The sequence below is a fragment of the Paenibacillus sp. J22FR83 genome (assembly GCF_059691955.1).
Map to the genome: position 1 here is coordinate 17227 of NZ_JCAUAM010000001.1, position 24373 is coordinate 41599.

Below are 24373 nucleotides of genomic sequence, written 5' to 3' on the forward strand. Positions count from 1 at the left end.
CATGTTTGACCAGTAAGACCACCCCAACTAACTGGAAAACCTCCAGTTAATATTCCGGATTCAGCTTGATTTTTCTTAATAAATGGAAAAAGCACATGTATTTCATACCTTTCTTCCAGTTAGGACGAAAACCATCGAAAATAACTGTAGCTTTTACATGCATTCAACTTAAAGTTGGGATTCAGGCGAAATTACTTGTATATTTTACAGTTAACTATCATCCTTCTGAGCCTAAGGTATAATGACAATAGGCCAAGTGAATCTGGGATCACGATCCTTCCGTCTACCCTCAAATTCTAGCACCAAAAAAACGGATCACGAACAGATAAACATCTGTCAATGATCCGTTTTTTCAGATTGTAAAAACTCCTATTGATGAACCTTCCGATAATCTCCCGGCGTTGTGCCAATCATTTTCTTAAAAGCGCGGATGAAAGACATCTGGTGTAAGTAGCCTACACGTTCCGATATTTCTTGAATTGGCAGAGGTGTCGTTCTCAGCAACTCTTTGGCATGTTCCATCCGTATTTGGCAGAGATAAACAACGAACTTCTCACCGAAATCTTCTTTGAATAGGGTGCTTAGGCTGGACGAATTCATGTTGAATTGTTCACTCAAACTCGATAGAGATAGATCCGGGTCATTGAAATTGGCTTCAATGTACTCTTTTACCTTTTGCACCACACCGTGATTGCCCTTGCTGACGCGAATTTCTTCCATTTGCTGGGCACACGACGATATGGTTTTCAAATAGAAGGTTTCAAGCTCGTCTAACGTTTCAAGCGTCTCCATATTCTCATCCCATGGTGTACGGAATTCCCGATTCCACAGTTCTTGATACTCAGGCGGCAGCTCCATCATTTCCCGATAGAAATAATAATTCATATAACTGAGAATACCGCTGATCTCTTCTTTCGGAAGCAAAAGCCGACGCAACCCCTCAAATAGCAGCGTTAGCTGCTCCTGCCACCCTTCATTACCAACACGGAAAGCTTGAGCAATCGTCCGTACATACTGTAAGTAAACGTAAAGATCATCATGCGACAACAGCTCGATTTCCCAATGGCCGATTAACCGATTGCTGCCAAGCGCAGACTTATAGTCCAGCGCCCTTGCCGAAGATTCATAGGACTGGTGTATCGCTTGAACTTCATGTACAGTACAGCCCAAACCAAATGTCACCGTCAGCTTCAAATTATTTTGCATCCATAGCCGAACTTGATCCGTCAACGTCAACATCATCGACTCCAGAGGCATCTCTTGCTGCTCTTCCAGAAAAATTATGCATAACCGATGATTGGTAACCCACTCCTGCCAAATGCGCAGACCACAGGCTTCTGCCGACTCTTCCACTACTTTTTTCAGAATATATTTAAAAAGCCCCTGATCCTCACGGGAATGCCTACTAATAAACTCGGTATATTTATCAATTTCGACAATACTGACGGCAGCACTTCCCAATTGCTTCATGCCAAGCTCCAGCATTTCATTGTCCCAATCCCCCTGAACTAGCGGGCGACTACCATCAATAATCTCATGGAACAACTGAATGCGTCGATACTTCTGATTAACAAGACTCTGGTTCTGATACTCCTGACTAACCTCAATGATGCTGCTCAATGTGTAATCAATATAACTAAGCTCATCGACCGTCGGTCCTTGGATCGGATGCTCTTTGTGCACCTGATTGTATTTCTCAATACGTGACATAATCGTTTCAATAGGCTTGTAATTCTTACGCGTAATATACACAATCCAACCTATCGCTACCAGCAGTCCCAGGAATCCAACAATAAACCAGCCGCTCTTCATATAGTCAAAAATATTACCTAGCTCTTCCTTCTTAAGCGAGCTCGTATACATCCAACCCGTATAGTTGGATATGATCGTAATATCATCAACCTTCGGATTCTTGCCCTTTTGCTCGAAAATCATTTGCCCATGACTATCCTTAAGTGCAATCTGATTCACTTCTGAAGTGCCATATTTGCTTAGAAACTCTTGAATGGCGTTCACTTTCACATTAACAACCATCATAGCGATCCCTTTACTTTGCAAGGGTACACTTCTGGACAGGGAAATGACGGTTCCTTCCAGAAGCCCATCTTTAAGCATCCGATAGGGACGGGGCAGACTCCAGTTGGCTTGTTCAGAATTATTTATATGACTTTCAATGAATGGCTTATCTGCAAATTGATCGACATTCAGTTTTGTTTTATCACTAATAACCGTTCCATCACCGACCCGGTACAAATAAACAGAATCAATCCATGGATTCGTAGATGTTAGGCTTTGAAGCAGTCGGGATAGCTCGATGAAAAAGTTAGTATCGCTTTGCATGCCAGCAAAGGTCATGAAATTAACATTCCGCGTGATCGTTTCCAGCATCATCATTTCAATGGAGTTCAGTGACATGTCGATGCTGCTCTGGATATTTTGCACATAGACACCGCTAGATTTCAGGGCTTCTTTGCGGGACAAATCATTGAGCTGAACAATCCCGATAAATACGAATAAACAAACGATAAGAATAAGCACAGGCACATAGGAAAGTAGCAAGCGATGGAACCAATTTCTTCTCAAGTTGGGCTCTCTCCTTCAGCATAAAGGGTATCTATGTTACCATTTTATCCGCGATGCGATGAAGGAGCAATATACAACCTTTCGTGGAGTTAACATGCAGCTGGGAAGCAGTCGATTCCTGTCCCCTAAGTCGATTTTTTCGACTTAGGGAGTGCTTGGCTGCGCGAATTCAGAGAAAACAAACTCATTCTGCCCCTCATGTAAAGGATAGCTGTCGTTGCCCCAAACCAACGTACCAGGCAATCCATCAGGAAGCGTGACTTCGACATGCCACTGGCTGCCCCGGCACTCGACGTTTACTTCAATAAAGCCATGGGGGTGCGGAAGCTTGCCCTGCAGACTTGTTAACGATCCAAGCTGCGGACGAATCGCGACCGAAGCAAATCCCATCGATGCCGGGCGAATGCCAAGCAAGCTCGTGTAGAGATGGTAGACCGGATGAGCGCCCCATGCGTGACAGTCCGAACGCGTTGAATCCAGGAAAATCTCTGGCGTCGTCTTAAGGCCTGTCTCTTCCATGCTAAACCAAGGATGGAGTCTGTCCAATAGCGCGTCAATTCGACTGCCAGAGGCAAATACATCAAACGTGTAATGATCGAAATATACACTTGTGCGCATCAAGTCCATGTCAGTCTTCAGTATTTCAGGTAAAAGCCGACGATTGAGTCTCGGCGAAATCGACTCGCATAATAAGGAAAGCACCTGTGCATGCTCCGAATAATTCTGATGGTCGGTATCATCCGCAAACATGCCTTTCTCGTCCTGCCAGAAAAGCTGCTCGGTCACGTTGCTCAGTTCTTTGGCCAACCGTTTAGCACGTGATTCCAACTCCGTTTCACCTAAGTAGGCTTCCAGCTTGGCGACCAGCTCTAGCGTATGAATGATCAGTAGATTGTAGGCAGCATTCAACCGATCTGAACTATGCGGAGGTATACCTGAGCGCCACGCATCCGAAGGCGCAGTCTGCCAGTCCATGAAGTTCCATGAGACGGGCAGCTTAACTGCCCCCTGCGGTGAACGATTGTGCAATAGCCGATCCATCTCATCCCGAACGCTGCTCATCAGGAAACGAATCCATTCCCGGTCCCCTCTCCATAAAGCATAATCATAAACCATAGCTACCCACCACAAGGAGAATGAAGCAATATGTTTACCGCTTTGATCAGGATAAGCGCAGTTCACAAGTCCCAAATGATTGTTGCGGGAAGCCCTGAACATGTCCAGCGCTTTCCGTGGTAAGCGAGCATCGAGTGTGCTCACATACGTAACAAGCGACTGAATGCGTGTATCCCCCACATACATGAGCTGTTCCCAGTAAGGGCAATCCATGTAGGTTTCGTGAGCACACATTTGTAACGTCCTGAATGATTTCTTAACGACTTGATTTAAACGTTCATCATTACAATGAATAGAACCTTCCATTTCCAAGGGATATCTTGTTTCGAACAGCCTAAGCGCCATAAAATCTAACGCTTCGCTCCCCGTTTCCACAATTAACTCCCCATACCTTCCCGCATGCCACCACAACGTATCGAAACGTCGCTCCTCCCCGCCATCCGGACGGAACGTATCGCCGTAACCTCTAAACCATTTACCAACAATCTCGTTACGGTTCGTCTTACGTCCGCCCTCCGCTTCATCATAGAAGGACTCCTCCCAATGGAGCCGAATGACAGAACCCTTCCCTCCCGAAACGATAAGCTCCGGATAGAAACAATAGTAATCCCCTAGATCGATAATGATTCGTCTTCTGGTATTCGCTGGAATGCGAGTCGGTTGACCCGTAAGTAAGCCACTCCAACGCTCATGCTCCTCTAGTAAATCCAAACTCGCGACGATCGGATACCCGTCAGATTCCTGGATGCCAGCTTGCTCAACAAAACGTATCCCCATCGTCGTCACGCTAACCTCTTGCATCGCTGGCAATGTAGCCGGACGCATAAGGCGCTGTACGGATGAGAAATGATAATTGTCCTTCGTATGATAAACATTCCCCAAAGGTTGTACCGGAAACCAACCGTTACCTGCTCCAAGTAAAGCATCCCATTCGAAAAAAGCCCCATCAATGTCCAACTTTGCACCAGTTCCGATGCTAGAGGGAAGTGGAAGAAAACGATAACCCAACATCGGCTTCGCTTCCCACGGAGCAACTCCTGTGCCCATCAGCGGTGCGAGCGATTCATCATCCGGGCTAAGGAGGAAACCTGGTTGTACGCTAATTTGTGCCCACGGCTTATGATCGCCAATCGCCCAACACCGTGCAACCCATTGATGCTCTCCAGGGGCTAGCTCGACCTCGTACGTCTCATAAAACCAATTGTTGCGATCTCCACGTTCGCTGCCTCGGCCAATTCGTTTATGATCTAGGAAGAGTTCGTACCTCTCGTCTCCAGAAACGTGTACCCTGAAGCGAAGTGTCTCTTTTAATATGAATGTGCAACGATAAACAATAACAAAGGGAGGTTGGAGAGCCTCACTGAATGTGACCCAACGGCATGGCCAACCCGTCGACTGTTCCCATGGTTTTAACAATTGATTTTGCTCGATTTGGTCGTTATAAGGCAAGTCAGTTAATAGTACACGCAAATTGAACACCTCTCGATTTACTTACCTAATTTCAATGATTTCAACATACCGATTTTGCTGCACGCCATCAATCTACATTTCTTTGCACGATTAACATGCTTCTCCAACGAGCAATCTTGCTAGTGAAATCCTCCCCGCATAGTCGATAGCATGCGTTTGAATAACAAAAAAGCCTGAGAATCTTAATCTCAGGCTTCTTTGTTATTTCTTAAGGGATATAACTCACCTTCGCATCATCTACGCTCATTGAGCTGGCATTTCCGCCGATTGATGCACTTAGCTTATCGACCTTGGTCAACCCTGTGTAACGATAATTCCACTGTGACCCTCGCAATTCACCATTCACGTACACGTCGAACTTTTTCGTTGAAGTGTTTATTATCACTTTCAAACGGTAAGGTTCTCCATTCGTGATCGAGGTTAGCACATTCGTTTGGGTACCGCCGTTATAGCCCCAAATTCTGCCTGCTTGCATGACGAGATGCACAGCGCTCCCATTCGAAGTGAGACTGTTGTCCGCGATGATCAAGGCATTTTTCCAATTGTCGTCATCGGCAATCACCGTTGCTTCTGCGATCACTGTACTGTTCGCTGGCGCATTGAACAACTGGTAGGCCTCCGCTTTGCCACTAGCGGACGTTGTTGTCAACTTGACAGATTTATTAGCCCCGCTCACCGTCTGGACCACACCCGTATTCCCTGTGACGCCGCCATTGTCAAACACCCAGCCGCCTTGCCCATTCAGATTGCCGAGCGTCAATCCGTTAAAGTTCTCATCGACTAAGCTCGTTAACGTTAGCGGCGCATACGATACTTTCACATCGTCCGCGCTCATCGAGCTAGCATTGCCGGCGATGGAGCTAGAGAATTTATCCAGCGTGTTCACACTCGAATAGCGATAATCCCAACCTGTAGCGAGCAGCGCATCGTTAACGTAAACGTCGTATTTTTTCGTAGATGTGTTGATAACGACCTTCAAACGATAGGGCTGGCCATTTACGATCCCTGTTAACACATCCGTTTTTACGCTGCCGTTATAACCCCAGATTTTGCCGGATTGCATCACGAGCTGTGCGGCATTGTTATTGGTCGCTATGCTGCTGTCTGCGATAATGAGCGCATTCTTCCAGTTGGCGTCATCGGCTGTGACAGTCGCTTCCGCTGTGATGTAGCCGTTCTGAGGAGCATTAAACAGACGATAAGCTTCAGCGCTTCCGCTTGTTGAGCCTGTCGTTACTTTCAACGATTTGCCCTCGTTCACGCCATTTTCCTTCTGCACAACGACAGTGTTCGCTGCAATACCGCCGTTATTGAATATCCAGCCGTTTTGCCCAGTCAATGCACCAGGCAGCATATCGTCAAAATCTTCGATTACCGTATATCCGGTAATCGGGACGCCAGTAGGCGTTGCAAAATACGCCTTCATACTTTTGCCGCCAGCACCGTTCGCGTTGATAGTAAGTGTAGTCGTACCACCGCTCGTGCTAGTAGTGATCCGTGAATCCTTATACACAACCGGTCCCAAATTTTGCGCAATCGTAAGTTGAATCGTGCCCGTATTGGAAAGTGTAGGGTCGGATACGGAAACTTCCGTTCCGTTCTCTCCCGTGCGTATCATGACGGACGCCTTTTTGTTGCTGGTGACACCGCTCACCGTTTTGGACGCATCATTCCAGAAGTTAATTGCAAGTATACCCAGTGCATTTTCTTTCACAGCCTGTGCATCGCCTGAATTCTCAACGATCGTGATGTCCGGGTTCGAAGCATACGTATCCACTTCCCCACTTGTTTTGTTCGGCAGAAGCACATAAGCGTACCCGCCATTCGTCGGATTCGTACCATGATCGAACCACAGATTCATATAGTTGCGTGTAAAATTCGTCGTGTAATCCGTGCCTAGGTTGTAATGGTTGATGCTCGACCATTGGTCTGTACGCGCTTCGCGCAATCCCTTAAGTGTTGTTGTCGTAGGGAAGTAGTAACCCACATCCGAACCGGCGACATTTCCAGTCAAATGAATGCGATTTACGCCAGTCATCGTCTCGCTCCACCCGAGTGCTGTTGATTTAGCTGCACCGTTGACGGTGAGCGCATTGTTTCCGCTGCTATTTAGCTTGCGGTTATCGACAATGGTTTCGACGACTTTATTATCCGTAGACGTAATGCCGGCACCCAAATTCACGATTTCATCGTCGAACATAAACCAGGATTTCTTCGCTGTGAGATTATAGCCATTGGCCGTGTACTGCATGCCTGTAGCTCCGTACAAACCTGAAACCTCTGTACCTCCAACCCAATTATTCGGATTTTTGGCATTCGCAGCAGCCGTGGTATTCTGGTTCACGGTCGTACCTGGCATGCGATAACTATTAACGGTAGGCCAGAAGGAATCTTTATATTGTTTCAAGTCCGAATTATACAAATAGGTCATCCCGTCTCCGGTATGCCAGCCTCTTAAATTGACATCATTGATCATTTCATAATTCCCGATTCGATTGGAAGACATACTAATGCCGAAGGCAAATCCCGGTCTATGGTGTACAGCTCTGGCCATATTCGGGTATTGTTTGTTCATAACCAGTGGTTCTCTTGGGGTAACGGAAGGATCACCCTCAATTTGCTTCGCCTGCACAATATCGCTCATCATGACCAAATCCGCATACTTCGTAGGCGAAGTGGCTTCCAGCAGCCATTTTTTGATCATCGATTTATAAGCTGCCCGATCACTGACATTTGGTGCGGAAAGTGCCATCCGAACCACGGCTGGCCCAATCGCTTTTATAGAAGTTAATCCCTTATCATCGTCTCTAAACCCAGCAATACCTCTTCCTCTGACACTATCAAACATGGAGTTATTATAATAGAGTGGTTCAAAAGCCGTATAAATCCACTGATAAATGTTATTCACATCCGGATCTACGATATCCCAAGTGGACCCTGCTACGACATACATCAATTTCGTCAAATTATCGAGCAAAGCTGTGCCATATCCCCCATTGTAGGGAATGAGTGCGGTATGCTGAATGAAAGAGCCCTCGCTATACACGCCTTCTCCGGAAGTCACATAATCAAATACCGACCTAAGCTGGTCTCTGCCTTCTATAATCTTAGCGCTGTTCTTGACGATAATCCCGCTTTGAATTTTAATGTAGCAAGCCCACACGCGATTAGCTCCAGTTAAGCCGGCCCCCCAAACAAGCGCTTGATAGTCGATGACGGCATGCCAATTACTAATCTGCGTAGGGGTTAAACTATCATATAACCAAGTCGTGATATTATTGATAACTAGCGGTGAAGTAACCTGCCAGTCAAACCAATTGTCGTACCCTCTTTTAGGAATGCTGGTATTATATCTGTTGGTATACATCCAATCCATGGCGCTGATAATGTCCGCACGCAACGTAGCGTTATCTTTCAGCGATGATCCTCTCGTTACATAAGCCAGTGTCATCGCTTCTAACCGTTGATAGCTTTGGGAAACGTGCTCTGATTCCGTTGTCGTTGCCAAATCACTCCACAGGTAGGTTCTTCCTGCACTCGTATTCATCGAATCCCAGTTTGTCTGAGCCAGTGACGTAATATTAGTGATCTTGACGCTAAGGTCGGAGTCACTTGTATTGTAAGTCGATCCTCCCGTTGTAAAATCGTACATTTTCGCACGCAGCGTGTCATACTCATCTGCCGCATAGGCAGGTTGAATTGGTAGTGCTAGCACATTGATTAGCAGTGATAACACTAGGATAAATGTTGTAAATAGTAGACTTTTACGCATAAATATAAATAACCCCTTCCATATTGCAAATGGTTTCAGGCAAAAGAAAGCTCCTCTTCAATGATTGGATTAGACACACAACCAAACGAATGAAAAGGAGCATATGACTGGACTGGAAGTTAAGTTAATCTACTCCAAAATCTTATGGATTATAGCTCACGAAGACATCATCTACGCTCATCGAACTAGCATTTCCGCCAATCGCTGTGCCCAGTCTATCAATCTTGGTCAATCCGGTGTAACGATAGTTCCACTGCGAGCCTTGCAGTTCGCCATTTACGTAGACATCGAACTTTTTCGTTGATGTGTTAATAATCACTTTCAAACGGTACGGCACGCCGTTCTCAATCGAAGTCAGTACGTTCGTTTGCGTACCGCCGTTGTAGCCCCAGATTCTGCCGTTCTGCATAATGAGATGAACAGCGCTGTTGTTCGAAGTGAGACTGCTGTCAGCGATGACTAAGGCATTCTTCCAGTTGTTGTCATCGGCTGTGACAGTCGCTTCTGCGATAACCGTGCTATTTGCTGGTACTGTGAACGCCTGATAGGCCTCAGCTTTACCGCTGGTGGATGTTGTAGTCAATTTGACAGCTTTGTTAGATCCGCTTACCGTCTGTACAACTCCCGTATTTCCGGTGATGCCGCCATTATCAAACACCCAACCGCCTTGCCCATTCAGATTGCCGAGCGCTAGGCTGTTAAAGTTCTCATCGATTAAACTAATCAGCGTAAGTGGCTTATACGCTACTTTCACATCATCCACGCTCATCGAGCTCGCATTGCCTGCGATCGAGGTAGAGAACTTGTCGAGTGTGGTTACGCCTGAGAAGCGATAATTCCATCCCGAAGCAAGCAGCGCATCGTTAACGTAGACGTCGTATTTTTTCGTCGATGCATTGATTACGACCTTCAAGCGATACGGTTGACCGCTCGTAATCCCTGTTAATACATCTGTTTTGGTACTGCCGTTGTAACCCCAGATTTTTCCGCTTTGCATCACCAGTTGAGCAGCTACGTTACTAGCAGTTAAGCTATTGTCCGAAATGATTAGTGCGTTTTTCCAGTTGCTGTCATCGGCTGTTACGGTAGCTTCCGCTGTGATATAGCCGCTTTGAGGTGCGTTAAACAGACGATACGCCTCGGCACTTCCGCTTGTTGAGGCAGTCATTACTTTCAGCGATTTGTCTCCGCTCACGCTATTCTCTTTCTGTACAACAACGGTATTCTCCGCAGCCCCTGCATTATTGAAGATCCAGCCATTTTGACCAGTCAGGGTACCAACCGTCATACTGTTAAAATCTTCATTTACCGTGTAGCCAGTAACCGGCCCAGCGGAAGGTGTTGCAAAAAACGCCTTAATGCTCTTGCCGCCAGCACTGCTCACATTGACAGTGAGGGTAGTCGTACCGCCACTTGTACTGGTTGTGATCCGAGAATCCTTATAAGCCACTGGCCCCAGTGGTTGTGTCAGCGTAAGTTGGATCGTCCCCGTATTGGCCAAAGTAGGGTCAGATACGGAAACTTCCATTCCGTTCTCGGTTGTGCGGACCATGACGGATGCTTTTTTGTTGCTGGTGACACCACTCACCGTTTTGGCAGCATCATTCCAAAAGTTAATTCCTAGTATGCCTAGTGCATTTTCTTGCACAGCCTGTGCAGCTGTTGAATTTTCAACGACCGTAATATCCGGGTTAGCTGCATACGTATCCAACTGGCTACTAGTCATACCTGGCAATAGCACATAAGCATACCCAGCATTTGTCGGATTCGTCCCATGATCGAACCACATATTCATATAATTGCGTGTATAGTTCGTAAAGTATTCTGGACCTGTTGAGTATTGGTTAATACTCGACCATTGGGCTGTTCGCGCCTCGCGCAATCCCTTTAATGTGGTTGCTGTAGGGAAATAGTAAGCAATGTCGGAGCCTGCTACATTCCCGGCCAAATGAATCTTAGTGACCCCGGTCATCGTCTCACTCCAGCCTAGCGCAGTTGACTTTGCGGCGCCATTTACAGTTAGCGCATTGTTAGCGGAGCTATTCAGCTTCCGGTTTTCAACAATCGTTTCAGCTACCTTGTTATCTGTGGACGTGATACCCGCTCCCAGACTCACGATCTCATCATCGAACATGAACCATGATTTCTTTGCTGTCAGCGTAGCGCTATTTGCGGTGTACTGCATACCTGTGATTCCGTATTGTCCTGATATTTCTGTACCTCCAACCCAACTATTCGGATTCTTGGCATTGGCTGTTGCCGTCGTGTTCTGATTGACTGTCGTGCCAGGTAAGCGATAGCTGTTTACGGTCGGCCAATACGAATCCTTGTATTGCGTTAAATCGGAATTATACAGATAGGTCATTCCGTCTCCGGTATGCCAGCCTTTTAAATTCTCATTATTAACAATTTCAAAATTCCCGATTTTACTGGAAGACATACTGATGCCGAACGCAAATCCCGGTCTATGGTGAATAGTTCTAGCCATGTTGGGATATTGTTTGTTCATGATCAATGCATCTCTTGTTGTAACAGATGGATCACTCATGATTTGTTTCGTTTGCACGATGGAACTGATCATAACCAAATCAGCATACTTGGTAGGAGACGTTGCCTCTGTCATCCATTTCTTAATCATCGATTTATAAGCTGCCCGATCGTTGGCAGATGGTGCTGACAAAGCCATCCTGACCACAGAAGCTCCAAGTGCTCCCATTGACGTTAATCCATTATCATCACTGGCTAATCTTGCAATGTTTCTTCCTCTAACCATATCCGCCATCGAAGTGTTATAAAATAACGGTTCAAACGCATTGTAAACCCACTGATAGATGTTATCTACATCTGGATCTGTGATATCCCATGTAGAACCTGCAACGACATACATCACCTTGGTTAAATTATCGAGCAAATTAATACCATAACCGCCGTTGTATGGGATGAGTGCGGTATGTTGCAGAAACGAACCATCACTATACATGCCTTCTCCGGAAGTCACATAATCAAATACCGAACTTAGCTGGTCCCTGCCTAAGATGATTTTTGCACTGTTTTTGACAATAATTCCGCTCGTAATCTTAATGTTGCAAGCCCATACGCGGTTAGCTCCAGTCAGACCAGCCCCCCAAGTAAGCGCTTGATAGTCGATGACAGCGTGCCAATTCGTAATCTGCGTTGCGGTTAAACTGGAATAAATCCATGTTGTTATGTTATTAATACTGAGTGGGGAAGAGATTTGCCAGTCAAACCAATTGTCATAACCTCTATACACCACGCTTGTGTTATATCTGTTCGTATACATCCAATCCATTGCACTAATAATATCAGCAAGCAAAGTCGCATTGTTCTGAAGAGTCGAACCTCTTGTCACATAAGCAAGCGTCATGGCTTCTAAACGTTGGTAGCTCCCGGAAACATGCTCCGATTCCGTTGTTGTTGCCAGATCACTCCACAGATAGGTTCTCCCAACAGCCTTATTCATCGTATCCCAATTTGTCTGCGCAAGCGTCGTAATATTGGTAATCTTGCCGCTGATGTCTGGGTCTGCCGGATCGTACGTAGGTCCTCCAGTGGTAAGATCATAAATTTTTGCCCGTAACGTGTCATACTCATCCGCCGCATAGGCAGGTCTTACTGGAAGTGCAACTAGGTTGACAATTAAAGCCACAACTAATAAAAGCGCTTTCAACAAACGAAATTTTATAAACATTAATAATCCCCTTTCTATTGTGGAAAAAAAATGCTTCCCTCCCGAACATACTTGATGCAGGAAGGAAGCGCATGATGAACTAGTTGTTTGAATTTCTTATTTCGTCAACAATTTATAGTAATCTTTCGTGTAAATAACGTCTTTTTTGTTATCCGCATAAGCTTTAGTTAAGAAGTCATCGACTTTCTTACCGCCGCCTTTATCCCAAGCATCTTGTGCATCTTTCATCGCTTGTTCAACCGTATAACCTGTTCCACCAACAACAGCTTTGGTATAAATATTCGTTAACGTATTCTTCAACGTGTTCTTGATGACTGTCAGATCTTCCGTCAGTGTTACTGGAAGCACGACTTCGGAAGTTGTAGGACGATCCGCTGTAATGTAAGCAGCTCTACCTTGCTTAACTAAATCAATATACGCTTTATCAACCGGTTTCAAAGGATCCAATGTATTCGTATATTCTACACATTTGCCCATTGTGCCCGTTTGAGACATCATTTGGAAATCGCCATTCCAATTTAATTCTTTCTTGTTTTTCTCAGAATCTATCGGTTTCGGACAACCATCTACCATCTTATAGTGAACGCCTTCCATACCGTACATCAACGTCTGCTGAACTTCAGGCTGCATCAGCCAATCGACGTATTTCACAACAGCTTCTACGTTCTTTGCTGTAGCATTAATCGCAGACGTAAATTGCATAGGTACAGCACCGGCAGGCGAGAATTGGCCGAATTCAGACTTCGGAAGCGGTATAATTGACACTTTGGCATCTGGATTATTTTTGATCAGCGCCGTGTAGACATCGAATCCTTTACTTCCTTCTAACACATCGGAACCATAAATGCCAAGTTTACCATTCACCCAATCCTGTTGCGCCTTCGCACCATTTTTATCTGTGAACGTATCTTTATCTACAACTCCAGCATCATACATACTCTTTCTAAATGCTAAATCTGCTTTTGGACGATCCCATGTCCGTACATATTGATCATTGATCAGATGATAGGACGTGATCATCGGCAATGTCTCATCACTTGCTTGATATAATTGGAAGAAAGCATCCACATCATAGAAAGTCGAACCAAGCGTATCTTTCTTGCCATTACCGTCAGGATCTTGATCCGTGAATGCTTTGGCAACTTGGAGGTACTCCTCGGTTGTTTTCGGCATTGGAAGCTTCAATTTATCCAGCCAATCCTGGCGAATCATCACATAATGGTTAGCTGTAAATGGCAAAGTGCGACCCATAAAGTACGTTTTCCCATTAAATCTCGTTAATTTCTGTAAGGACTCATTGCCAGCAATCATCTTCTTGTAGTTCGTGGAATACTTCGCAATAGCGTCATCGAGCGGAATAACTTGCCCTTTGGCCGCCAAATCCTTCATATAAGGATTGGAGAATTCCATGACTAAATCAGGTGCTTGCCCCGATGCGAACAGGACGTTCCACTTCTCCGAAGAATTCGTACGTGGAACTGGGATAAATTCAACTTGCACAGGTGCATTCTCATTAATCCACTTCGTCCAGCGGTTATTGGTTATCGTTCCTTCACCCTCAGGAACGTTATTTCTATCATAAATGGAAACTGTAATTTTTGGCTTAGGACCAGCTGGTTTCGCAGTTGCCTCAGCTGTGCTTGCAGCGCTTGGCGTCGTCGTTGCAGTATCTGTCTTTTTATCAGATGCACAAGCTGCAAGTAGCGTCGTGCTTGTGATTGCCAATGCCAATGTAACGGATGTCGCTTTCATTTTGCTCATTTTTTTCATATGAATAAGTCACCCCTCAAGTTATGTTCATGCAGATTTAAGATAACCCCGTTGCATACATCTACTTGCCCATTAAGACTACCATGTTTGGTGCTGCACACCACCCCTTTCATCGAATTACCATTATCCTTTCACAGCACCGACCATAACACCCTTGACGAAAAACCGTTGTAAGAATGGATATACAATCAACATCGGCAATGTCATAACGATAACCCCAGCCGCTTTGACACCCTCAGGTGTGATCGCAGCTGCTAGTTCAGGCTGTGTATTCGTCAGCTCCTGCATCAAACTTTGATTCTGAATCATTTGTTGCACGAGTACCGCCAAATTCAGCTTGTTGGAGTCATTGATATAAATGAGAACATTCATGAAAGCATTCCAGTGACCTACTCCATAGAATAACGTTAACGCAGCTAAGACTGGCAATGACAATGGCAACACGATCTGAAAGATCAATCGCCATTCGGAGCAACCATCAATACGCGAAGCCTCCTCCAATTCTTCTGGTAATCCTTCGAAAAAACTTCTCAATACCAAGAGATTCCACACCGTAATCAAACCAGGCAGCCATAGCGCGCCATAGCTATTGATGAGCCCCAATTTTTGGACTAATAAATACGTGGGGATAAGACCAGCTGAGAAGATCATCGTAAATATAATAGCGAATGAATAAAATTTGCGTCCGATAAAATAACGCTTAGACAAGGGGTATGCAGCTAAGATGGTGAACACAATATTCAGGAATGTCCCAATGACCGTAATGATCAGACTATTCTTAAAATCCTTGATGATTGGGCTTTCCTTGAACAGCGCATTATAGCCGTCTAAGCTCACATTAACAGGCCAGAAGCTTACCGTCCCCGACATCAGCGCATGTTTATCACTCAGTGACAACGCTAGAATATGAACTATTGGCAACAAACAACTGAGACCAATAAGTAGTAAAAATATATAGTTGAGGGCGTAAAATACCTTCTCTCCTCTTGTATGCTTCATAAGCTTCTCCTTCTAATCGTTTGTCACATCATCAACTGATTGCCTACCACAAGCCTTGGCCGAAGCTGCGCGCAATGCGATTAGCTGCGAGCACCAAGATTAAACCAACCAAGGATTCGAACAATCCCATTGCTGTCGCCAAGCTGAAATTCGCTTGCTGAATACCAATTTTGTACATGAAAGTACTGATGACCTCTGATATTTCAAGTGTGGCGTTATTCTGTAGAACGAATACTTGATCGAAGCCTAATTCCATCAAATGTCCGATCTTCAGGATTAGCATAATAATGATCGTCGGCAGAATCGCCGGCAATGTAATTCGTATCGTTTGCTGCCATTTATTAGCGCCGTCTATACTTGATGCTTCATATAAGCTTTGGTCAATGGCGGTTAGTGCTGCGAGATAGATAATCGCGTTCCAACCCGCTTCCTTCCAAACACCTGATGCCAGATAAATAGAAATCCAGGAGAACTCTTTATATAAGAATGGATACGATTCCCCAAAAAGCTTCTCGATCAAATGATTAAGCGTACCTGTACTTTGCGAGAAGACCGTAACGACAATGCCCCCCACAATGACCCAATTGAGAAAATGCGGCAGATAAACTAACGTCTGAACCAAACGCTTGAACTTCATCTTCCTTACTTCATTTAGTAACAAGGCTAATATAATCGGAACCGGGAATCCTATAATGATGCTTAGCCCACTCAGTTTCAACGTGTTCCACACGATACTGAAGATTTGTTTTGTCTGAAAAATCATTTTGAAGTTGTCCATGCCTGCCCAAGGACTGCCCCAAATTCCTTTAATGAAGCTGTACTTCTTAAAGGCAATGACGAGCCCCGTCATCGGGTAATATTTAAATATAAAGAAGAATAGGATGATAGGCACAAACATGATATACAACGGTATATTCTGTTTTAATACGCGCTTGCCATACTTCCTTACTAACCAGTTACTTTTGGCTTTGGCTGTACTCGCCTTCTGATTGACCATCGCTGGGGTTGAAGGTGGGAGTGTCTGACTCATCGGTGTCACTTCCTTGCTCTGTAATTTGAACTCATCGTACCTGCTTATCCGCCATCCGTTCAATATACATGATTTCGATCAGTTAACAGGCTGATGTTATACGGATATTCACTGTCCGATATACATTTTTTCTAGCGATATACATGCGCTTTGGCTGCGCCTATTTCCCAGAAAGATGGATAATCTTGCAGCTTCGCTAATGCTTCCATATAGTAGAAATCACCGTAAATGAGCGGTTTATTGATATTCTGATTCATCGGCACATTCCCCGTACCTGAGAGCAGAATCGCTTCCTCCGAATCATCCGCATTATTATGAAGGGATAGAGATTGCAAGATCGCACACGCCTGTTCCTTATAAAAGAGTGCCCGATCGCCTTCGCAAACCTTGGCTAAGTTGAGTAGTCCGCTTGCCGCTATCGCTGCGGCGCTCGTATCCCGCGAAGCCCCCTCGAAGGTAGGCAAGCGGAAGTCCCAGTACGGCACCTTATCCTCTGGTAAGTGTGACAGGAAGAATGTGGCTGCATGCTCAGCTGCTGCCAACAGGTCGGCACGGCCGGTATGTTGGTAGCTAAGCACCGAGCCATAGATCGACCAAGCCGACCCCCGTGCCCATGCGGATTCTTCCGCATAGCCTTGGCCGCCGAGCGCACCTGTACGTTCGCCCGTCTCAGGGTTGAAACAGACGATGTGATACGCGGAGCCATCCTCACGTATAAATTGTTTCGCAGCCATACCCGCGTGCGCCTCTGCAATATGCTTAAAGCGCGGGTCGTTCGTTTGTTGCGACGCCCAGTAGAGCAGCGGCAAATTCATCATGCAATCGATGATTGCCCAGCCTACGCGCTCCGGGCTGTTCCATGCGCGGATGAAACTTCCCTTGATATTGAATCGCCCCGCCAAATGGCTGGCAATCTTCAAAGCTCGGCGTTTGGACTGCTCATTGCCGGTGAGATGCCAATTCGCGATCGAGGTTAGCGTCCACATGAAGCCCATATCATGATCTAGGGGTTCATACGCCTCGATGACAGCATCCATCTGCGCTTCACAGCTCTCTGCTATGAGCCGTAACTGTTCATCTTGACGATCTTGATAAATAAGCCAGAGGATCCCAGGCCAGAAACCGGCTGTCCAGTAATGCGGCGAGGTTAATTGAAATTGACCTTCGTTCGATCCGTGAGGAAATGCTGCACCTAATCGCAGGCTCGTCTTCTTTACTTTGCGGACACCTTGTTCCCAGGCATCCTTTATCCATTGTTCTTGTGTCATTCTCTCTACACTCCCTCCGTTGAATGTCCCAAGCATATCTATAGAAGACAACTTGCTCAATATACATGTTTTCGTCGGGTTAACAGGTACGGTGCGCGAGCCCTGTGAATGCGGAAAAAGCGCCGCGCAAGGGATCTAACCTTGTTTGGCGCTTCGTTATGATGTCTGATATTGCAAATAACTGGATAATATACAGTTAAAATCAGGAATTTCTTATGTTTTCCATCAATGGCTGTAAAATATCCATCTATTTTAATGAAAATTTGCTGTTTCAAGCGAAACTCTTCAAATTAACAGCATATTTTCCATCTAATCCTAAATATTGATCCAAAACCGAGAAAATAACAGCATGTTTTCCAGTTAAATGGCTAATTGGTGCCAAGGTAGGGTGCATGGAGACGGGGCCACAGCATGGGGACGAGGAATGAGGCAAGGGTTACCTGATGCTTGCACTAGGTTTGCACAGGTTTACCCTGGGATTTGCACTGGGATTACCTTAGGTTTGCACTGGATTTGCACTGGGATTACCTTAGGTTTGCACTGGATTTGCACTGGGTTTACCTTAGGTTTGCACTGGATTTGCACTGGGTTTACCTTGGGCTTGCACTATATTCCCCCTTGGTTTGCCCTGGGGTTTGCCCTCGGTTTGCTCTCGGTTTGCCGTGGGTTTACCTGGGTTTGCCTGTGAATAGCCCAACTCGCCCTCATCCAATCTCCCCCAAATTTCTATCTCTTCTATGTAAGTGTACGCATCATTATAAACTGCTTAGCTAGATAGACAGGCGTATAGGGCATGTCTTGGCGAAGCCAAGCAACAATCGTACCGATTAATGCGGAAGAACCGTACCATATGGCAATATCCTTTTGAATACCTGCTGTTGCTAAAACAGACGCATCCCCCATCTTCTCAATTCGTGAGGTAACCAATTCCGTCAGAAGCCTTAACATGCGCTCTGTAAAAATCGGTGTTCGTCTTGACGCAAGCACGACTTTATAAAACTTCGCATGTTCAGCAAAGTGTTCCAGTAAATTCACTAACATCGGCCAATCGTCTTCTTCCTTGGAAATCTGAATGGCCTGTGCATTGGTCAAAATGCGATTGATGTCTTCAATCATTTCATCCGCCATCTTCTCGAGCATATCGGGAATATCGCGATAATGCAGATAGAATGTAACTCGGTTAATGGTTGCGCGCTCTGCGATACGATTGACCGATATTTTTTCAATATCCATTTCCTGAAGCAATTCGACAAAAGCGTCTTTCAGCAATTGCCGTGTTCGAAGAATTCGTGGATCGATGCGTGGTGTTCGATTATCCATGTATGCTATTCCTTTTCTTTTCCATAATAAGATAAGATTTATCTTTTTAAGCAGTATGCAGTTCTAATTCACACTTCGCAAAGTATACTACACAATGTAAATTCAGTCTAATGATCACTTTCATAACACGCATTCGTAAGCTTACATGACATGTAAATTTTGATTGCCCAATTGGCTCGAATAAGGTAAAACTATACTAATAAACTTTTTTTATCATATTTGAATTGTGAAGGTGGATGACAGAGTGTTAGTTCAAGTGGAAAATGATGTAGTCGCAAGAGAATATGCACACAGTGTATACGAAACCGTAGTCAAACGTAATCCGAATGAGACTGAGTTCCATCAAGCTGTTAAAGAAATTATCGAATCCCTAATTCCAGTTCTTGCGAAACAACCGAAGTACATGAAACACGGTATTCTTGAGCGCCTTGTAGAGCCAGAGCGTTTAATCACGTTCCGCGTACCATGGGTGAATGATCAAGGAGTTACGCAAGTAAATCGTGGTTTCCGTGTACAATTCAACGGTGCAATTGGTCCTTACAAGGGCGGTTTGCGTTTTCACCCGTCTGTTAATGCTAGCATTATCAAATTCCTTGGTTTTGAACAAACATTCAAGAACTCCCTTACTGGTCAGTCTATTGGCGGCGGTAAAGGTGGCTCCGATTTCGATCCTAAAGGCAAATCCGATAACGAAATTATGCGTTTCACACAAAGCTTCATGACAGAGCTTTATAAATATATTGGACCGGATACAGACGTGCCAGCAGGGGACATTGGCGTAGGCGCACGTGAGATTGGTTATATGTTCGGTCAATACAAGCGCATAAGCGGCGCATACGAGTCTGGCGTACTAACGGGTAAAGGTATTATCTATGGCGGCAGCTTGGGCCGTACAGAGGCTACTGGATACGGCTGTGTTTACTTCGTAAACGAAATGCTGAATTCCAAAGGTCTTAGCTTCGATGGCAGCACAGTCGTTGTTTCCGGTTCCGGTAACGTGGCAATCTATTCCATTGAAAAAGCCGTTCAATTAGGCGCAACAGTTGTTGCTTGTAGCGATTCCAACGGTTATATCCATGATCCAAAAGGTATCTGTCTTGAAACCGTTCGTCGCTTGAAAGAGGTTGAGCGTACGAGAATCAGTGAGTATGTGAAAGAACATCCTCATGCTACTTACCATGCAGGCTGTAACGGCATCTGGTCCATTCCATGTGATATCGCGCTTCCGAGTGCTACACAGAATGAAATCGACGAAGAATCAGCAAGACTGCTTGTTAGCAATGGCGTAAAAGCTATCGGGGAAGGCGCAAATATGCCATCCACTCTAGAAGCGATTGATGTATTCTTACAAGCTGGCGTTTTGTTCGGACCAGCTAAAGCAGCAAATGCAGGCGGCGTTGCCGTATCCGCGCTTGAAATGTCCCAGAACAGCATGAGATACTCTTGGCAGTTCCACGAGGTAGACGATAAGCTGCACGCGATCATGAAGAACATTTACAGAAGCGCTGTTCAAGCAGCTGAGGAATATGGTCACCCTGGCAACCTCGTTGTCGGTGCAAATATTGCAGGATTTACCAAAGTTGCCGACGCGATGATCGCACAAGGTGTCGTTTAGACGCGATTGTTAAGAGAACTAACATGTTAATAAAGTGTCATTTCGACAATTGAACACGGCATGGGAACTTTAGTGCCTTAAAGGGACAGGGTGTCCTGATGTAGAGAAATCTACGTCAGGACACCTTTTTTCAGCAGTTTTCATGTTAGATTTACACTTGCCCTACAAACACGAAAGAGCTACCTCTCGGTAGCTCTTCCTAACCTAATGTATAACCCTATATACCAATTACCCGCAGTTTCCCTGCTACCTCTTCGATTTTCAGGAAAAGCGGACGCTCATTCGGCGTCTGATTAGGCGTGTGGACAGCCAACATCAAGCTTCCGTCAAATGCATGGAACAACATCCCATGTCCGCCATCACTTCGAAAGAGGGCTTCCTCCTCCTGCACCCACGGGCCCAGTACCGTCCCTGAGACTGACGTAGCAACACCAAGTGCATACGTGTTGTTGATAAAGCTTGCCCATAACATCAGCAATACGCCTTCTTCTGTTCGATACAACGACGGCCCATCGGTCACATAGTTGTCTTGTCCTGGATAACGAGCATGCTGAAACGCCGTTGGCCATGCAGCTTGCGAAGCAGAAAATAAAACCACAGGCTCGCCAATTATCCCCTTCAGATCCTCGCACAATCTAGCTGCACAAACTTGACCGTCCGCTACCTGCTGCCACTCACGACAGAATACAATCCAAGGTACCCCCTCTTCATCGATGAATAATGTCCCGTCCAGCGAGCACCATTCCTTCGGCGTAACCGGACCCTCACTATGCGGCGTAAAAGGACCTAGCAGGCTGTCACTTACCAGCACAGCTGTTCCCAGCAAATCGTTATCCTTCCGTCGGAAGGTCGCAAACATATAATAACGGTCCTCGTAATTATGAACCTCAGGTGCCCAGAAATTGTTCTCAGCATAGAAATCCGCCTCAGGCCTAAATACAGCATAAGGACCTTCCCATTCTTGCAGGTCTCGTCCTACGTACACATTGAACCCTGTCCCTTTGCCCCAAATATTCGTATCCGTGCTGCCAAACAGATAATACTGTCCCTCCTGGACAACGGGTACAACAAAGGGATCACGAATCTGTAAGTTACTATTTTGTATCATCGCCATACCTGCTCCCCTCCCAATTACCGATATGTTGGATAAATAACACCTAAATCGCGCACACTAGTAAACTGTTCATTCACGTATGCAACCATCTCATTTCCCTTCACTCGAAGAGGAATTTCTCGACCCGCATACCGAACTGTTCCTTCAATCGAGCGAACGCTCATCCCAATGATGGCTTTTAGTTGGCCGTTCCGATCCGTCACTGCCCTTGTTCCGAAAGGTATCTGCAGATAAGCCTCACCGTTCCTATATGCCGTTCCACCGTCTCTCGATGTGACAAATTCGAATGTGACACCGTCGACGATTCGACTGTAGCCCGTTTCTGCAGCCATAACTTCACCGTGATCCTGTGGATAAGGTACTAGAGCAGTGAACCAAAGCTCCCCATCCGGTCTTGGTACAATGCCGCTCATCCGCTCAACAAAGTCGAGCAGGCACAGAATAGCTGGTGAATAGGACTCCGTATAGCCCTCTTTCCCTGTCCAAGGGCTTACCGTTTGGGCAAAACGCGTCATCTGCGCCAGTGCTGTCACGATCGGGTTCATCACCCAAGTCAGTTCCACATAGCGATGATGATGTTCAAAGGCATGCGGGGTACGAATCAAGCTCAAGAAATTCGACGTGCCCCCCCACGAATTGTAACTCGAGAACGGATCAAAGCGCGGATCGTCCATAGCAATGGATGTAAACGGATATTTCGCGAAAAACTTGCTTGTATTGAGCAAATACTTCCGCAGCGAAGCTGCGAAGAATTCCTCATCGCCTACCTCACAGGCAAGCACACGCAACAAAACATCGGATTGGACGCGAACCCATTCGTCATTCCGATCTACATCATAGAAGAAGGAATCCGTTTCGTCGAAACAATGGTTGAACAAGCTGTTCAAGCTCATTTCAGCCTTTGCTTTCCACTCCCCTGCCCCCTGCTCATCCCCGAGTTCCATCGCCATGCGCGATAAATAAAGACGTTGACAATACACATTTGCTGTCAAATCTGGTGCTAAATAGGGCAAAGTCGGCGAATCCGGGTTATACTGCCGAGCATCATCCAGATGAGCGGAATCCGGCACGTGCCAGAATCGCGGAGACAAGTCATGTCCCGTGTCGAACGTACAAAATGCTTCAACACAGCCCGTTCGACGTGTATCACGATACGTCTCAAGCCATTCATCATGGCGTACCATGGCCTCGTACATTTTTCGCAAGAACGCTTGATTGCGACCATTCAATGCATAATGGTTCCATACACTTCGCGCCAAAGGAGTCACCATTTGAATTTGCCGATAAGCAGGGCCGTTTTCAGTCACTTTATAAGGCAGCTGACCGTCTTCCTTCTGATAATCTGCGAATAGCTGAAAGGTATCCTCCGATACGGAAGGCAGAAAACGCGACAACAATTCATTGTTGATTGTCCCCGTGCTTTCCATCCAGCATCCTAGATAAATGCCACCCTCATGCAGCACAGGTGCATCTCCCATCGTCGGTACGATGCAATCGAACAATTTGCTCAGCCCATTGTAATATGTCTCTTCCAAACGACCGCCAGTCGAAGCAAACTTCACGCCTGTATTAAGCCACTCGTTTAGTACCTGACGATCTGTTGCCTTTTTCAACTGACCTAACTGCGCTTCCACAGAAATTTCGCGAAGCCGATTTAGCATGTTCTCACTCATACGAATAGTCCCCTTTAGTAGAAATGGACTGCCTTAGGCAGCCCACTCTGTTATCCTTTCACACTGCCCATAACAAGGCCTTTCATGAAATATTTCTGTAGGAATGGATAAAAGATCAGAATCGGAAATGCCGCTAAGAATACTTGCGCTGCCTTGAATGTACGATCGGACACCTCTGACATGTACAGTTCAGTTGATGAAAGCGTGCTAGAGTCCGGATTAACAATAATCGTTTGCAAATAACTCTGTAACGGATAGTTCGATGGTGAGTTCATATAAATCAACCCGTCGAACCACGAATTCCAATGCATAACTACGGTGAATAACGTGATCGTGGCCAAGGCTGGCTTGGACAAGGGAATATACATGCTCCAAAGCACCTTCCAATGCCCCGCACCATCAATGTACGCAGCTTCTTCAATTTCCTTGGGTAAATTCCGAAAAAAGTTCAACAACAATATCATATTAAAGACATGAACAGCTCCAGGAAGCACTAACGCCCAAATGGTATCGAGCAAACCGAGCGCTTTCATCGTCATATAGCTAGGAATTAATCCACCATGGAAAAGCATCGTAATGATAAAGAACCAAGCGTATACATTCCTTGCACGAAGCGTCGTTGTTTCCTTGGAAAGCGGATAGGCAATCAAGATCGTAATCACCATATTAATCGCATAACCTAACACGACTCTTTGCACTGACACATATAAGCCTTCAATGAATTCCTTCTTCGTCAAAGCATGCTTATACGAGGCAATCGTGAAATCCACAGGCCAGAGCTTGACGAAACCACCTGCCGCAGCACTGCTAGAGCTGAAAGAGACAGCTAGCACGTTAATAAGCGGCAAGAGACATAGGAACGCTATTAAACCAAGCACGATATAGTTAACTAACAGAAATACTTTTCTGCTCGTTGTCACTTTCCCCATAACCT

The 24373-nt window shown here is 45.6% G+C and carries 13 protein-coding genes; 1 reads left to right on the plus strand and 12 read right to left on the minus strand.

The window, feature by feature from the left end; all coding sequences use genetic code 11:
* Nucleotides 1-369: 369 nt before the first annotated feature.
* The 9 genes from AC58PV_RS00065 to AC58PV_RS00105 all read right to left on the minus strand — a co-directional run bounded on the left by AC58PV_RS00065 (nucleotide 370) and on the right by AC58PV_RS00105 (nucleotide 19037).
* Nucleotides 370-2583: a helix-turn-helix domain-containing protein gene (locus tag AC58PV_RS00065; protein ID WP_497430254.1), complete on the minus strand. Its 2214-nt coding sequence runs from the start codon at nucleotides 2581-2583 to the stop codon at nucleotides 370-372.
* 144 nt (nucleotides 2584-2727) lie between these two features.
* Nucleotides 2728-5169, minus strand: coding sequence for an alpha-L-rhamnosidase-related protein (locus AC58PV_RS00070; protein WP_497430255.1), 2442 nt, complete (start codon nucleotides 5167-5169; stop codon nucleotides 2728-2730).
* A gap of 208 nt (nucleotides 5170-5377) precedes the next feature.
* Nucleotides 5378-8941 (minus strand): polysaccharide lyase 8 family protein, encoded by a 3564-nt coding sequence (locus tag AC58PV_RS00075; protein WP_497430256.1) that lies wholly within the window; start codon nucleotides 8939-8941, stop codon nucleotides 5378-5380.
* Nucleotides 8942-9083: 142 nt separating this feature from the next.
* On the minus strand, nucleotides 9084-12650 hold the full coding sequence (locus tag AC58PV_RS00080) for a polysaccharide lyase 8 family protein (RefSeq protein ID WP_497430257.1): 3567 nt from the start codon (nucleotides 12648-12650) through the stop codon (nucleotides 9084-9086).
* 96 nt (nucleotides 12651-12746) lie between these two features.
* Nucleotides 12747-14420, minus strand: coding sequence for an extracellular solute-binding protein (locus AC58PV_RS00085; protein ID WP_497430258.1), 1674 nt, complete (start codon nucleotides 14418-14420; stop codon nucleotides 12747-12749).
* Between the two features lie 123 nt (nucleotides 14421-14543).
* A complete protein-coding gene (locus AC58PV_RS00090; RefSeq protein ID WP_497430259.1) occupies nucleotides 14544-15419 on the minus strand; it encodes a carbohydrate ABC transporter permease in 876 nt (291 codons plus the stop codon).
* 43 nt (nucleotides 15420-15462) lie between these two features.
* Nucleotides 15463-16449: an ABC transporter permease gene (locus AC58PV_RS00095; RefSeq protein WP_497430260.1), complete on the minus strand. Its 987-nt coding sequence runs from the start codon at nucleotides 16447-16449 to the stop codon at nucleotides 15463-15465.
* Between the two features lie 131 nt (nucleotides 16450-16580).
* Nucleotides 16581-17717, minus strand: a complete 1137-nt coding sequence (locus tag AC58PV_RS00100; RefSeq protein ID WP_497430261.1) for a glycoside hydrolase family 88 protein — start codon at nucleotides 17715-17717, stop codon at nucleotides 16581-16583.
* A gap of 735 nt (nucleotides 17718-18452) precedes the next feature.
* Nucleotides 18453-19037 (minus strand): TetR/AcrR family transcriptional regulator, encoded by a 585-nt coding sequence (locus AC58PV_RS00105; protein WP_497430262.1) that lies wholly within the window; start codon nucleotides 19035-19037, stop codon nucleotides 18453-18455.
* 244 nt (nucleotides 19038-19281) lie between these two features.
* Here AC58PV_RS00105 and gdhA point away from each other — a divergent pair, with 244 nt between their 5' ends.
* Nucleotides 19282-20652: an NADP-specific glutamate dehydrogenase gene (gene gdhA, locus AC58PV_RS00110; protein ID WP_497430263.1), complete on the plus strand. Its 1371-nt coding sequence runs from the start codon at nucleotides 19282-19284 to the stop codon at nucleotides 20650-20652.
* 217 nt (nucleotides 20653-20869) lie between these two features.
* Here gdhA and AC58PV_RS00115 read toward each other — a convergent pair whose 3' ends face one another.
* The 3 genes from AC58PV_RS00115 to AC58PV_RS00125 are packed head-to-tail and all read right to left on the minus strand — an operon-like array spanning nucleotide 20870 to nucleotide 24368.
* Nucleotides 20870-21760 carry a glycoside hydrolase family 43 protein gene (locus AC58PV_RS00115; protein WP_497430918.1) on the minus strand — a complete coding sequence of 297 codons (891 nt, stop codon included), beginning with the start codon at nucleotides 21758-21760 and terminating at the stop codon, nucleotides 20870-20872.
* Nucleotides 21761-21783: 23 nt separating this feature from the next.
* Nucleotides 21784-23439, minus strand: a complete 1656-nt coding sequence (locus AC58PV_RS00120) for an MGH1-like glycoside hydrolase domain-containing protein (protein ID WP_497430264.1) — start codon at nucleotides 23437-23439, stop codon at nucleotides 21784-21786.
* A 50-nt stretch (nucleotides 23440-23489) separates the two neighbouring features.
* Nucleotides 23490-24368, minus strand: coding sequence for a carbohydrate ABC transporter permease (locus tag AC58PV_RS00125; RefSeq protein ID WP_497430265.1), 879 nt, complete (start codon nucleotides 24366-24368; stop codon nucleotides 23490-23492).
* Nucleotides 24369-24373 lie beyond the last annotated feature (5 nt).

Excerpts from the sequence above, each read along its gene's own strand:
- AC58PV_RS00075 (WP_497430256.1), bottom strand. The coding sequence starts at position 8,941 with ATGCGTAAAAGTCTACTATTTACAACATTTATCCTAGTGTTATCACTG.
- AC58PV_RS00080 (WP_497430257.1), bottom strand. The coding sequence starts at position 12,650 with ATGTTTATAAAATTTCGTTTGTTGAAAGCGCTTTTATTAGTTGTGGCT.
- AC58PV_RS00085 (WP_497430258.1), bottom strand. The coding sequence starts at position 14,420 with ATGAAAAAAATGAGCAAAATGAAAGCGACATCCGTTACATTGGCATTG.
- AC58PV_RS00090 (WP_497430259.1), bottom strand. The coding sequence starts at position 15,419 with ATGAAGCATACAAGAGGAGAGAAGGTATTTTACGCCCTCAACTATATA.
- AC58PV_RS00095 (WP_497430260.1), bottom strand. The coding sequence starts at position 16,449 with ATGAGTCAGACACTCCCACCTTCAACCCCAGCGATGGTCAATCAGAAG.
- AC58PV_RS00100 (WP_497430261.1), bottom strand. The coding sequence starts at position 17,717 with ATGACACAAGAACAATGGATAAAGGATGCCTGGGAACAAGGTGTCCGC.
- AC58PV_RS00105 (WP_497430262.1), bottom strand. The coding sequence starts at position 19,037 with ATGGATAATCGAACACCACGCATCGATCCACGAATTCTTCGAACACGG.
- AC58PV_RS00115 (WP_497430918.1), bottom strand. The coding sequence starts at position 21,760 with ATGATACAAAATAGTAACTTACAGATTCGTGATCCCTTTGTTGTACCC.
- AC58PV_RS00120 (WP_497430264.1), bottom strand. The coding sequence starts at position 23,439 with ATGAGTGAGAACATGCTAAATCGGCTTCGCGAAATTTCTGTGGAAGCG.
- AC58PV_RS00125 (WP_497430265.1), bottom strand. The coding sequence starts at position 24,368 with ATGGGGAAAGTGACAACGAGCAGAAAAGTATTTCTGTTAGTTAACTAT.